We start from the raw sequence: 12,729 nt of genomic DNA on the forward strand, positions 1-12,729 counted from the left end.
GTTGGCGGACCCCGAGCTTTATCGACCGATTTTGAGACCATTCCATTCCAATGCGCAACTGATTACGGGATCACGGCGCAACTTTGACGCGCCTCCGACCGCACTGCGAAAGCGTGAGGCCGGAGGCGCAACCAATGATTGTGGCCTGACAAGACCCCTAAAGCGGGATGAGATCGGGATGAATCGTTATCGCGCTTGAGGTTATTGTTTGAGCAATATCTCCGCGCAAACGCGTTCCGCGTTTATCGCGAGGGAAAGCCGCTTCAAACTTTGCGCCAACGCGGCCCTCCGGGTCCGGACCATGCTCAGGCTGCCTTGCGCCGGTGCAAGGTGTCATAGAAGGCCGTCTCGAAGCGCATGTATCCGGTGAACGAAGCCGGATCGCCAAACGGCAGGATCTGGGTCGCCCAATAGCCGCCGAAGCCATTCTTCCGGTCGATCCAGTAGAACAAGTTCGCCAGGCCAGCCCAGCCGAGCGCGCCTGCGGGGCGGCCCGTCGGGGCCTCCTCGTCATTGACCATGAACGTGAACGACCAGGATTTCGACTGGCCCGGGAAGAACTCGGCATCGTTGGAGAGCGACTTGATCACCCCCGGCAGTGCGGTGACCTTGAGATCGCCGAGGTGGTTCTTTTCCGCCATCGTCACGGTCTCCGCTTTGAGCACCCGGCCGTGCGGGCCGTTCCCGTCGTTCAACCACATCCGAATGAAGCGCATGTAGTCGCCGACCGTGCTGTAGAGGCCGTGCCCGCCCATATGGACCTCGGGCTTCGCCGGCAATTCGAAGTCCATCGGCGTGAGCGAGCCATCGGCGTTGCGGGCATGCATCCCGGCGAGCTTGCTGCGCACCGTGTCATTGATCTCGAACGTCGTGTTCGCCATTCCGAGGGGCTTGAAGATGCGCTCGGCGAAGACCTCGCCGAGCCGCTTGCCGGTGATGCCCTCGACGACCTGCCCGACCCAATCGATGTTCGTGCCGTACTCCCATTTCGAACCGGGATCGAACAGAAGCGGCGTCATGATCGCAGCCTTCGACGAGGTGATCACGCTCGGCTGTCCGTGGTCGGTCGCCAGGCGCAGATAGTTCTCGTTGAAGAAGTCGTAGCCGAAGCCACCGGTGTGCAGCAGCAGCATGCGCGTGGTCACGTCGCGCTTCGGCGCGCGAAGCCTGGGCTGGCCCTTGGCATCGAAGCCCTCGATCACCTGCAGCTTGCCGATGTCGGGCGCATATCTCTTCGCGGGAGCATCAAGGTCAAGCCGGCCCTCTTCGATCAGTTGAAGAGCGGCGGTGCCGGTGATCGCCTTGGTGGTCGAGAAGATCGCAAAGCTCGTGTCCGTCGTCATCGCCTCCGGCTTGTCGGTCCGACGCCTGCCTGCGGCGCCTTCGTAGATATTGCCGTTGCGATCCGTCACCATGGCGACGACGCCCGGCACACCCGGCCCCGTCGTAACCGTCTCATTGAGGATTGCGTCGGCGTCTACAGCAAATTCTCTGCACATGTGTTTCCTCCATTGAATTTTGGGAGAGATGCGAAAAGAAGGGCCGCGCTCGCGGGGAGCGCTCGCGCGACCCTGCGTCGATCACTGCTTGGCAAAGCCGAGATAGGCCGAGGAGGCGACTTCATCGCACTTCTGGCGGTAGGTCCCGACGCCGCCGATATAGGAGAGCAGACGGCGCGGCTTGCCCTCGACATTCGAGCCCATGTACCAGGAGTGCGTCTTGGTCACGAGGGTCGTGTTCGCGATCTCATCGTGATGCGCGACCCAGGCGTCCTGCGTCTCCTTCGTCGGCTCGATGACGCTCAAATGGTTCTTCTTGAGATAGGCGATGCAATCGCTGATCCACTCGACCTGTTGCTGAAGGCACGTCGTCATGTTGCAGAGGGCCGTCGAGGGCGCCAGCGGCGCGCCGGTCGTGAACATATTGGGATAGCCGTGAACCTGAAGCCCCATCGTGGTCCTGATGTCGCGGCTCCACTCGTCCTTCAGCGAGCGGCCGCCGCGGCCACGGATGTCGATGCGCGTCAACGCACCGGAGCCGGCGTCGAAGCCGGTCGCGAGGATGATCACATCCAGCCCATACGACGTTCCATCGGTGAGCTCGATACCATGGGGCGTGATCCGCTTGATCGGGTTGTTCCTGACGCTGACCAGTTCGACATTCGGCTGGTGAAAAGCCTCCAGGTAGTTGGTCTCGAGCGGGACCCGATGCGTGCCGAAGCCATAATCGGTCGGGATCAGCGCCTCGCAGAGTTTGGGGTCCTTCAGGCGCGCGCGCATCTTCTTGCGGACGAACTCGGAGATCTCCTCGCTGACATCCTCCTCGAAGAACATCTCGACAAATGAGGCGAGCCACAGCCGTAGCGAGCCTTCATCCCAGATCTTCTCCAGAACGGCGTGACGCTGGTCCGCCGTGAGATCCTTCCAATTGCCGTTGGTGAAGTCGTACTCGAACCCGGTGAACGAGTGCGGCAGGGTTTTGCGGAATTCCTCGAACCGCGCCTTGTAGGCCTCGACCTCCTTCGGCCCGTATTTCGGGTTCTTCATCGGAATGATGTATTGCGGCGTGCGCACGAACACCTTCAGGCTACCGACCTCGCCGGCGATGGTCTGGATCACCTGAATGCCCGTGGCACCATTGCCGACCACGGCAACGCGCTTGCCCGCGAGATCGAGCTTCTGCTTCGGATAGCGGCCGGTATGGACGAGCGTGCCCTTGAACGTGTCCTGTCCGGGAAACACCGACGTCAGCGGCGCAGACAGCATGCCGCAGCAGGTGATCAGGAACTGCGCGTCGATGGTGCCGCCCTTGTCGGTCGTGAGCGTCCATCGCTGCGTCGCCTCGTTGAAGACGGCGCTCGTGATCGTCGTTGAGAATCGGATATCTTTGCGCAGATCGAGCTTGTCGGCGACGTAGTTGAGCCACTTTTCGATCTCCGGCTGACCGGGGAAACGCTCGCTCCAGCTCCAGCCTTTGTAGAGTTCCTCCGAAAAGAGATACTGGTAGATATAAGCCTCGGAGTCGAAACGTGCTCCCGGATAGCGATTCCAGTACCAGGTGCCGCCGACGCCGGTGGCCGTATCGACGGCCTTGACCTTCAGGCCTTGTTCGTCGCGCAGCTTGTGGAGCTGGTAGAGACCGGCAACGCCCGTGCCGATCACCACTGCGTCCAGGCTTTCGTGCCTGCCCGCGCCATTACTCTTGGACTCACTCATGCATTTCCTCCCAATTGTTCTGCTCCCCGCCGTAAGGCGCGTGGGAGACGCGGGGAGAAACGCAGATTGCGTGCCAGATCAGATTTGTGGATTTAAGCGCTTGCAGTCATTGAGGTGTTGGCCGCGGAAGCCAACCTCTCGTCCGTTCGAAAATCAAACGGTGGACATGCGGCCAGACCGAATTTCGATCGGCCAGGCTGCGAAACCGGAACGCGAACGCAATGTCGCGCCGCGATCAATCCTGGATCTTGCGGTGCAATAGCTCCGCCACCGCGGCGCCCATCGCCGCTGTGCCCAGAATACCGCCGATGTCGCGCGTCGTGCGTCCCTGGGCGATTGCGGTCGCCACCGCGTCCTCGATCGCGCGCGCAGCCTCCTCATAGCGGACCGCGCGGCTCTTTTCCCCGTGCCATGCCAGCAGCAGCGCGGTCGACAGGATCAGCGACACCGGGTTGGCGACGTCCTGCCCCGCGATGTCAGGCGCCGAGCCGTGCGCGGCCGCCGACATTGAGCGAGCCGCCGAGGCCGAGGCTGCCGGACAGTTCCGCGGTGAGGTCGGACAGGATGTCGCCGAACATGTTGGTGGCGACGATGACGTCGAAGCTGGCGGGGTTGCGCACAACATGCGCCATCATGGCGTCGACCAACACGTCGTCGACCGCGAGCCCTGGATAGCTTTTCGCCGCCTCCCGGCAGATGTCCAAAAACATGCCGTCGCCGATCTTGAGCACATTGGCTTTGTGAACGATGGTGAGATGCTTGCGCCGCTTCATCGCCAGCCGGCAGGCCGCATGCGCGATGCGCTCGCAGCACGATCGCGTGATCCGGCGCAGCGAGATCACGACATCAGGCGTGACCAGCAGCTCGCCATTGCCTTCTTCCATGTTGCGGTCGGCATAAAAGCCCTCGGTGTTCTCGCGCACCACCACAAGATCGAAATCGCAGAGCCGGCCGGGCCGGCCGGCATAGGTGCGCGCGGGGCGAACGTTGGCGAACAGATCAAGGTTCTTGCGGAAGTAACGCGACGGATTGATCTCGCCACGCGCCTCATCCTTGAAATCGAAGGTCGCGGTGGGGCCGAGCATCAGGCCGTCCGCCGCGCGAACCATGTCGAGGAGATCGGGCCGCACAGTTGTGCCGAATTGCTTCAGGCTGGCGTGACCGATGGCATGCTCCTCGAGCCGCAGATTGAGCTGGAAGCGTTCGGACGCGGCGCGCAGCACGCCCGTGGTCGCGGCTGTGATCTCCGGCCCGATGCCGTCACCCGGCAGCACGACAATTTGCATCGGTCATTCCTCTCAAGCCAGCTCGGGCCGATCATACGCCATGGCGCGCAATCTCCGCCCGATCTTCGCGCATAGCCGTATGCAAGCATATGCCTGTGGCACGCAGCGCCGCCGTAGTACATCCCGGATAGCAACACTCAACCCACGCTTTCCGGAGACAGCGCAGGCAATGACAATCACGTTACCTGCGCTCGCGAAGGAGCCCGAACGCCCCGTCGCCGACGGCCTGCCCACGATGCGCCGGCGCTGGGCGATCGCCGCGATCTTCACCGCGCTCGCGATGGCCTCGCTCGATACCGCGATCGCCAATATCGCCCTGCCTGCGATTGCGGCCGATCTCCATGTCAGTCCCGAGCAGGTGGTCTGGGTGGTCAACGTCTACCAGATCGCGCTGGTCGCCACGCTGTTGCCGCTGGGAGCGCTCGGCGAGATCGTCGGTCACCAGCGCATCTATCTCGGCGGTCTCCTGCTCTTCACCATCGCCTCGCTGCTCTGCGCGGTGGCGTGGTCGCTGCCGAGCCTGCTCGTGGCGCGCACGCTCCAAGGCCTCGGCGCCAGCGGCATCATGAGCGTGAACACGGCCCTCGTGCGCTTCGTCTATCCCGGGCGGATGCAGGGCCGCGGCTTCGGCCACAATGCGCTGGTGGTCGCCACCGCCTTCACCTTCGGGCCGTCGATCGCGTCCGCGATCCTCGCGCTCGGGCCGTGGCCATGGCTGTTTGCGGTGAACATTCCCTTCGGCCTCATCGCCATGGGCATCGGCTTCGCGATGCTGCCGAAGACGCCGCGCGCCGATCACGGCTTTGATTTCGCAGGCGCCGTGCTGGCGGCGATCTGCCTCGGCCTGTTCATCACCGGCATCGGCAGCGCGGCGCATAATCTCTCCCCTCGCCTCGTCGCGGTCGAGCTGGTCGCAGCACTCGTGATCGGCTTGATCCTGACGCGCCGGCATGCCGATCATCCCGCACCCATGCTGCCGATCGACCTGTTTAGCCGTCCCATGTTTGCGCTGTCGGCGGCAACTGCGGTCTGCTCCTTCGCCGTGCAGGGCCTCGCCTTCGTCTCGCTGCCGTTCTATTTCGAGGACGTGCTCGGGCGCTCCCAGGTCGAGACCGGCTTCTTCATGACGCCGTGGCCGCTGGTCGTCGCCATCATGGCGCCGATCGCCGGCCGCCTGTCCGACCGTCACGCGGTCGGACTTCTCGGCGGCATCGGGCTCGTGCTGCTCGGCATCGGCATGGCGCTTTTGGCGATGCTTCCGGCCAATCCGTACATCCCTGACATCATCTGGCGCATGGTGATCTGCGGTATGGGCTTTGGTTTCTTCCAGGCGCCAAACATGAAGGCGGTGATGTCAAGCGCGCCGCCACATCGCAGCGGCAGCGCAAGCGGCATCGTCGCCACCGCGCGGCTGACGGGACAGACGACCGGCGCGGCGCTCGCCGCGCTCTGCTTTGCGCTTGCGGGACATGACGGCGCGACCGGCGCGCTGGCACTCGGCGCCGGCTTCGCCGCGCTCGGCAGCGTGATGAGCTTCCTCAGGCTGGCGGTGAAGTAGAGCGTGACGCGGACGCGACCGCCGCCGGGATCGGCATTTGCTCGTCCAAGGCAGCGAGACGCGCATCGATGGCTTCGATGACCCGGCGCGAGAACGGTCCGAGATGCGCATAGGCCGCGATCATCGCGACCGCGATGCGCGCCGAGGACGTGTCGCGCTTGGCGCAGCTGAGGAAGGTTTTCCAGAGCGGACCGTGCGCTTCGGGAATGCTTGACGTGACGCGATGCACGGTTTCCAGCGCGCGCACCTTGTTGCGAATGTCGCCCTCGGGCAGCTCCGGCCGCTGCCGCGAGCGGTCGAGCATCGTCATCAACCGGTCGACACGGCTCGCATAAGCGACGGGATGATAGATGCTCTCCAGGACCTGCTTGTAGTCCGTCAGGATATCCCGCAGCGGGCGTACCGGATCAAAATTGATCCCGCCAGTGCACTGATCGCCCTCCGTGGTCGAGGCAAGATCGTGGTCCGCGTGCAGCCGGCCTTCGCGAGCCAGACGGCGGGTGAGCTGCGTGTTCGGCAAGGCATAGAGCAGGCCGACCATGCAGACCGGAATGGCTGCCTCCTCGATGAAGCCGATCATGGCATCCGCCATCGAGACCTTCTCGCTGTCGAAGCCCACGATGAAGCCTGCGGTGACGAGCATCCCGGCGCCGTAAATCCTGTGAATGCTCTCGGCGATGTTGCGCCGCGTGTTCTGCTTCTTTCGCATCGCAACCAGCGTCGCCGGGTCCGGACTTTCGATACCGACGAAGATGCCGAAGAAGTTGGCTGCGGCCATCAGGTCCAGGAGTTCCGGATCATCGGCAAGGTTGACCGAAGCTTCGGTTGAAAATTCGAACGGGTAGTCGTGCGCGCGCTGCCATGCGGCGAGCTCGGGAAGGAACAGCTTGAGCGACTTCTTGTTGCCGATGAAATTGTCGTCGACGAAATCGAGATGGCCGCGATAACCCATCTGGTAGAGCACATCGAGCTCGTTAAGCATCTGGGGCGTCGTCTTGGTGCGCGGCACGCGACCGTAGAGCTCGATGATGTCGCAGAATTCGCAGGTGAAGGGGCAGCCGCGGGAATACTGCACACCGAGATAGAGATAGTCGTCGAACTTCAAGAGGTCGAAACGCGGCACCGGCGTCGTGGTCACGTCGGCCTGGAATTTCGGCGCGGTAAACACGCCCGACCGGGCGCCGCGGTCCCACGCCGCAATGAACTCGTCAATGACGCCTTCGGCTTCGCCCAGCACCTGGAAGTCGGCCCGCGCGTAGACGTGGGGACTCGATGTCGGATCCGGGCCGCCGACGACCACCGGCTTGGCTCTGGCGCGGCAAAGCTCGATCAGCCGCAGCGCGTCGGCCTGTTGCGGCAACATTCCACCCGTGAAGACGACGTCTGCCCAGTCGAGATCGTCATCACCCAGCGCCGTCGTGTTGCAGTCGACGAGGCGTACCGTCCAGTTCTCGGGCAACATCGCCGCGACAGTGATCAACCCCAGGGGAGCCGCGGGGCGCCGGACGCCCATCAATTTGCAGGACTCGCCAAAACTCCAGAACGAGTCCGCCGTGAACAGCGGATAGAGCATGAGCACGTTGCAAGGGCGCGGCAGTTTCATGGAACCCCCTTTAAGGCTTGGTGCCGAGTGTATCAAAGCGCGCCAGTCTTGCATCCTTACAAGCGGGACGAGCGGTCACTTTCTGTTCCAGTGAGGGCCAGTCGTGAGCCGGCGTCGTAACAGGCCGTCTTGCTGACGTTCGGGGCGAAGCGATGGCTCACTGATGCCTGTGTCCTGGCGGAACTCCCCACGACCAAAGTCTATTCCTGCAGCGCCCGTTCATCGGGAACCGGGCGACGGCCGAAGCTTTTCTTCAGATATCCTCACGCGCAGGAGGTGCGTCATGAGCAAGTGGCAAGAGCGCGAAACGGTACCCGATCTCTACAACCTGTTTCTCGCCGCCGTGTTGTTCTTATCGCCATGGCTGTTCAGGCTGACCAACGAGCAAGGCAAGGTTGACCTCTGGATCACGGGCGCGGTCATCGGCATCGCCTCGCTGGCCGCCATCATCGCCTATCGCGACTGGGAGGAGTGGGTGAACGTCCTGATGGGCGTCTGGCTCGTCGCGTCGCCCTGGCTGCTTGGCTTCCCGCATACGAGGGCGATGCATATCAGCATCGGAATGGGCGCCGTCATCACGCTTCTGGCCTTCCTCGATCTCTTCCTTCACTACGAGAAGAGGCACCCGGAGGAATTTGCTTCGCCAGGCGGACAGGAAGGACCTCATCCGTGAGATGCGACGCATAGGCGCCGCCACTCAGCCCGCCCATTCCTCGCCCCAGACCTGGACGACGTGGCCCGGCGAGACCTCGCGATACTCACGCGCAGGTGGCTGATAGTCAGGCGCCCGCACCGGACTTTTGATCTCGTCGTTCGACACACCGCGCGTCTCGCCCCGGCGCGCAGGATCGGGGACCGGCACGGCCGCCATGAGCTTCCTCGTATAGGGATGCTGGGGATTGCCGAACACCGCCGCGCGGGGGCCGATCTCGACGATCTCGCCGAGATACATCACCGCGACGCGATGGCTCATCCGCTCGACGACCGCGATGTCGTGCGAGATGAAGAGATAGGCAAGGCCCATGCTGGCCTGAAGGTCGAGCATCAGGTTGACGACCTGCGCCTTGACCGAGACGTCGAGCGCCGAGACCGCCTCATCCGCGATGATCAGCTTGGGCCCGAGCGCGAGCGCACGCGCAATGCAGATGCGCTGGCGCTGGCCGCCGGAGAATTCGTGCGGAAAGCGTGCGGCCATGTCAGCGGTCAGACCGACGCGAACGAGCAGATCGGCAACCTTCTCGTGGGCTAGCGAGTTGGAAGCAAGGCCATTGGCCCGCAGCGGCGCGGCGATCGCCGAACCGACCGACATGCGCGGGTTGAGGCTTGCAAACGGGTCCTGGAAGACGATCTGCATCTGCCTGCGAAACACGCGCAAGGTTCGCGCATTCATGCCGAGAACATCCTGGCCATCGAGCCGGACAGTTCCACTGTCAGGCTGAACCAGCTTGAGAATGGATCGGCCCGTTGTCGACTTTCCGCAGCCGGACTCGCCGACCAACGCCAGCGTTTCGCCGGCGCGCAAATCGAACGATATGTTCTCGACCGCGTGGACGCGGCCCGAGACCTTTCCGAACAATCCCGACCGGATCGGAAAGCGCGTGGTGAGGTTGGACACTTCGAGCAGCGGCGGCCCTGAGGTCGCGACTGTATCAGGCGTATCCGCTGGATCGTCCGACGCCCCGGTCATCTTGTCGACGATAGGAAAACGCACCGGCCGCGGCCGTCCGTCCATGGAGCCGAGACGCGGCACAGCGGCAAGCAGCGCACGCGTATAGGAATGCGAGGGAGCGGCGAAGATGCGCGCTGTCGCGTCGGTCTCAACCGCCTGCCCGCCATACATCACCACGGTTCGATCGGCGATCTCGGCGACCACGCCCATGTCGTGGGTGATGAAGAGGATCGACATCCCCTCCTCGTCCTGCAGCTCCTTCAGGAGCGTGAGGATCTGGGCCTGAATGGTGACGTCGAGCGCGGTGGTCGGCTCGTCGGCGATCAGGAGCTTCGGCTTGCAGGCCAGCGCCATCGCGATCATCACGCGCTGGCGCATGCCGCCGGAGAAACGATGCGGATGCTCGTGGAAGCGCGATTTCGCCGCGGGAATGCGGACGCGGTCGAGCAGCCGGACTGTCTCAGCCTCGGCCGCAGCACGTGACAGGCTGCGATGATAGATCAGCGCCTCGGCGATCTGGAAACCGATCGTGAGCACCGGATTGAGGCTCGTCATCGGCTCCTGGAAGATCATGGCAACCTCGTTGCCACGGACGTCCTTCATGCTCGGTTCGGGCAGCGCCAGGAGATCGCGGCCGGCAAGCTTGACGCTGCCCTCGATGCGGCCGCTCTCCGGCGGAACGAGCCGCATAATCGAGAGCGCGGTGACGCTCTTGCCAGAGCCGGACTCGCCGACGATCGCCACGGTTTCCCTGGCGGCGATGTCGAACGAGACGTTGCGGACGACCGGCAGCCATTGCCGCTCGCGCAGGAAGGACGTGGTCAGGCCCGCGACCGACAGCACCGGTGTCCGTGCCTCGGCAACCGCTTGGTCAAGTCCGCTTGCGCCGATGCTCATGCGAAGAACCGAACGCCTGACGCGGAGACGGTGCGCCCCCTCCCCCGCTCGCGGAGGAGGGTTGGGGAGCGGGTGCTGCCATGATCGAGGCCCCCCAAGAGGAGAGAGCCCTCACCCGCGCCTTCGGCACGACCTCTCCCGCAAGCGGGAGAGGTGAACCGAGCTCGTGGCTGCACCGATATCACCATCGCCATCGACCCTCAGTAGCCGCGGTCACGGTCAACGCGCCCAGGCAAGGCCTCGCCGCGGCGGTGGCGTGCGATGACGTCGAGCACGAACTCCACGGCCGTTTCCGGCTTGGTCGTGCTTGCGATATGCGGCGTCAGAAGAATGCGCGGATGGCTCCAGAACGGATGGCCTGCAGGCAGCGGCTCGGGCTCGGCAACATCGAGAACCGCAGCCGACAGCACGCCGCTGTCGAGCGCCGCGATGAGATCGGCTCCGACCAGATGCCCGCCTCGCCCGACATTGAGAAGCCGGGCGCCACGCGGCAGATGCGCGAACAGATTTGCGTTGAGGATTCCGCGCGTCTCCGACGTCAGCGGCAGCAGGCAGACGAGAATGTCGGTTTGCCCGAGAAAATCGGGCAACGCGCCCGCGCCCACAAAGCAGGTCACGCCCGCGATGCTTCGCGGCGAACGATTCCAGCCTAGAAGCGGAAAGCCGAACGACTTGAGTCGCCCGAGCAGGGCCTGACCGAGCAGACCGAGCCCCATCACGCCGACACGCCGCTCGCCGGTCTGGGTGACTGGAAGCTCTCGCCAGACCTGCTCCCGCTGCTGGGCGATGAAGTGCACGAGATCGCGATGCAGCGCCAGCACGGCCATGCTGGCGTATTCGAGCATGCGCTCGGTGATGCCGGGCTCGAGCATGCGGACAAGCGGAATGTGAGGGGGAAGTTTTGTGATATCGAACTGATCGACGCCTGCCCCCACTGAGAAAACGAGTTCGAGATTGGGAAAGGACTTCGCGATGTCGTCCGGCGGCATCCACGCCACCAGATAGCGCACCTCCGTGGGATCGCCGATGTCGGGCCAGAGCCGGAACGGCAGGTCGGGCGCTCGCTCGGCGAAGAGGCGCGCCCACTCCGCGCCGCGAACCATATTGGCCTTGTAGACAACCGTCATGCCACCGAAACTCTCAGAACGGGCTGACCGGCGCGAGCCGCCGACCGTCGATCATGCGCTTGTGGCTGTAGGCGGCGGGATCGACTAGCGGTGTCGAGCCCGTCACGATATCGGCGGCAAGCTTGCCGGCCGCAGGCCCGATGCCAAAGCCGTGGCCGGAAAAGCCGGTCGCGAGGAAGAAGCCCGGCAGCGCATCGACGGGCGAGATCACCGGAATGGTATCGGGCGTGGTGTCGATCGTGCCGCCCCAGGCTTCGGCGATCTCGATGTCCTTCAACTCAGGGTTCGATTTGATCAGCGCTGATAGCGCCGAAGTGACCAGCGACATGTCGGGCTCGGGATCACGCACGCGCTCAGCCTCGAACGGTGACGGCTTGTCAAAACTCCAGCTCGTGCCGCGCATGATCTGGTCGAAGAACGACTTGCCAAACGACAGTTTCAGTCCGTTCTTGCGATGCTGATAGGTCGGCCAGAAGGTCCGCGCGTAACGGAAGAGATCGGGCGACAGTTCCACCGTGCCGCGGTTGCGCACCGCGAGCGTAAAACCGCCGTCAAGACGGCGGCGGATGCAGAAGAAGTCGGTTCCGAGCGCACCCGACGTGATCTCCGGCCCCGGCGTGGTCCGGCACGCGGTGGCATTGACGAGACCGATCGGCAGCTCGATGCCATGGCGCCGGCAGAACAGCGACGACCACGCACCGCCCGCAAGCAGCACGGACTGTGCGCGGACGGTCCCCTTCTCGGTGACGACGGCGCTGACATGTCCGCCTTGGGTCTCGAGCCCGCGCGCGGCGCAGCCTTGATGGATGGTCACGCCGTGCTTGCGCGCGGCGACGGCGAGCGCGGGCACAGCCATCGACGGTTCGGCGCGTCCGTCGCTCGGCGTGTGCAGGCCGCCGACCCATTTGTCGGCATTGCCGGGCAGGCGCTCGGCGATCTCGGACGGCGTCAGGATCGTGGAGTGAACCTGCTGCTCGCGTGCAACGGCGGCCCAACGCTCCCAGCCGGCAAGCTCGTCCTTGCTCTTGGTCAGAAACAAGACGCCGGTGCGCCGGAAGCCGGCATCGACGCCGGCATCGTTCTGCATGTCCTCCCACAGCCGCAGCGCCTCGCGCGCCAGCGGAATCTCCTCGCGGGCGCGGCCCTGCTGGCGGCACCAGCCCCAATTGCGGCTCGACTGCTCGGCGCCGACATGCCCCTTCTCGAGAAGCGCGACGGAATGTCCCTTCCTCGCCAGATGATAGGCCGCGGAGACACCGATGACGCCGCCCCCGATGACGACTATGTCTGCCTGCGCCGGCAGGCGTTCGTCGCTTGCTATACGGTTGAGCGGCGGGGACATGGGACACTCCTGGTGTTCAGTTCGAGCGAAGC

8 protein-coding genes and 1 pseudogene are annotated in these 12,729 nt (G+C 64.2%); 2 read left to right on the forward strand and 7 right to left on the reverse strand.

Features of this window, described 5'->3' with window-relative positions:
- Positions 1 to 305: 305 nt before the first annotated feature.
- From NLN62_RS01440 to NLN62_RS01450, 3 genes and pseudogenes are all read right to left on the reverse strand, one after another.
- On the reverse strand, positions 306 to 1,499 hold the full coding sequence (locus NLN62_RS01440) for a serine hydrolase (protein ID WP_027526035.1): 1,194 nt from the start codon (positions 1,497 to 1,499) through the stop codon (positions 306 to 308).
- Positions 1,500 to 1,580: 81 nt separating this feature from the next.
- A complete protein-coding gene (locus tag NLN62_RS01445; protein WP_254107093.1) occupies positions 1,581 to 3,215 on the reverse strand; it encodes an NAD(P)/FAD-dependent oxidoreductase in 1,635 nt (544 codons plus the stop codon).
- A gap of 235 nt (positions 3,216 to 3,450) precedes the next feature.
- A pseudogene (locus tag NLN62_RS01450) lies at positions 3,451 to 4,501 on the reverse strand (isocitrate/isopropylmalate dehydrogenase family protein).
- A gap of 169 nt (positions 4,502 to 4,670) precedes the next feature.
- Here NLN62_RS01450 and NLN62_RS01455 point away from each other — a divergent pair.
- Complete coding sequence (locus NLN62_RS01455; RefSeq protein WP_254107094.1) at positions 4,671 to 6,059, forward strand: MFS transporter; 1,389 nt, start codon at positions 4,671 to 4,673, stop codon at positions 6,057 to 6,059.
- Here NLN62_RS01455 and NLN62_RS01460 read toward each other — a convergent pair.
- Positions 6,040 to 7,662, reverse strand: coding sequence for a B12-binding domain-containing radical SAM protein (locus tag NLN62_RS01460; RefSeq protein WP_254107095.1), 1,623 nt, complete (start codon positions 7,660 to 7,662; stop codon positions 6,040 to 6,042). The two genes, NLN62_RS01455 and NLN62_RS01460, sit on opposite strands and share 20 nt — an antisense overlap.
- Positions 7,663 to 7,945: 283 nt before the next feature.
- On the opposite strand from NLN62_RS01460, the gene NLN62_RS01465 reads away from it, so the two are divergent.
- Positions 7,946 to 8,335 (forward strand): SPW repeat protein, encoded by a 390-nt coding sequence (locus tag NLN62_RS01465; RefSeq protein ID WP_254107096.1) that lies wholly within the window; start codon positions 7,946 to 7,948, stop codon positions 8,333 to 8,335.
- 24 nt (positions 8,336 to 8,359) lie between these two features.
- Here the strand turns inward: NLN62_RS01465 and NLN62_RS01470 are convergent, their stop codons facing one another.
- The 3 genes from NLN62_RS01470 to NLN62_RS01480 all read right to left on the reverse strand — a co-directional run bounded on the left by NLN62_RS01470 (position 8,360) and on the right by NLN62_RS01480 (position 12,697).
- Positions 8,360 to 10,228 (reverse strand): ABC transporter ATP-binding protein, encoded by a 1,869-nt coding sequence (locus tag NLN62_RS01470; RefSeq protein WP_254107097.1) that lies wholly within the window; start codon positions 10,226 to 10,228, stop codon positions 8,360 to 8,362.
- 200 nt (positions 10,229 to 10,428) lie between these two features.
- A complete protein-coding gene (locus NLN62_RS01475) occupies positions 10,429 to 11,355 on the reverse strand; it encodes a glyoxylate/hydroxypyruvate reductase A (RefSeq protein WP_254107098.1) in 927 nt (308 codons plus the stop codon).
- Positions 11,356 to 11,368: 13 nt separating this feature from the next.
- The gene (locus tag NLN62_RS01480; protein WP_254107099.1) at positions 11,369 to 12,697 is read right to left on the reverse strand and encodes an FAD-binding oxidoreductase; all 1,329 of its coding nucleotides are present in this window, start codon (positions 12,695 to 12,697) and stop codon (positions 11,369 to 11,371) included.
- Positions 12,698 to 12,729: the final 32 nt, after the last annotated feature.

It is taken from the genome of Bradyrhizobium sp. CCGUVB23 (assembly GCF_024199885.1).
Taxonomy (GTDB): domain Bacteria; phylum Pseudomonadota; class Alphaproteobacteria; order Rhizobiales; family Xanthobacteraceae; genus Bradyrhizobium.

Coding starts and splice junctions, on each gene's coding strand:
- NLN62_RS01440 (WP_027526035.1), bottom strand. CDS start 1,499: ATGTGCAGAGAATTTGCTGTAGACGCCGACGCAATCCTCAATGAGACG.
- NLN62_RS01445 (WP_254107093.1), bottom strand. CDS start 3,215: ATGAGTGAGTCCAAGAGTAATGGCGCGGGCAGGCACGAAAGCCTGGAC.
- NLN62_RS01455 (WP_254107094.1), top strand. CDS start 4,671: ATGACAATCACGTTACCTGCGCTCGCGAAGGAGCCCGAACGCCCCGTC.
- NLN62_RS01460 (WP_254107095.1), bottom strand. CDS start 7,662: ATGAAACTGCCGCGCCCTTGCAACGTGCTCATGCTCTATCCGCTGTTC.
- NLN62_RS01465 (WP_254107096.1), top strand. CDS start 7,946: ATGAGCAAGTGGCAAGAGCGCGAAACGGTACCCGATCTCTACAACCTG.
- NLN62_RS01470 (WP_254107097.1), bottom strand. CDS start 10,228: ATGAGCATCGGCGCAAGCGGACTTGACCAAGCGGTTGCCGAGGCACGG.
- NLN62_RS01475 (WP_254107098.1), bottom strand. CDS start 11,355: ATGACGGTTGTCTACAAGGCCAATATGGTTCGCGGCGCGGAGTGGGCG.
- NLN62_RS01480 (WP_254107099.1), bottom strand. CDS start 12,697: ATGTCCCCGCCGCTCAACCGTATAGCAAGCGACGAACGCCTGCCGGCG.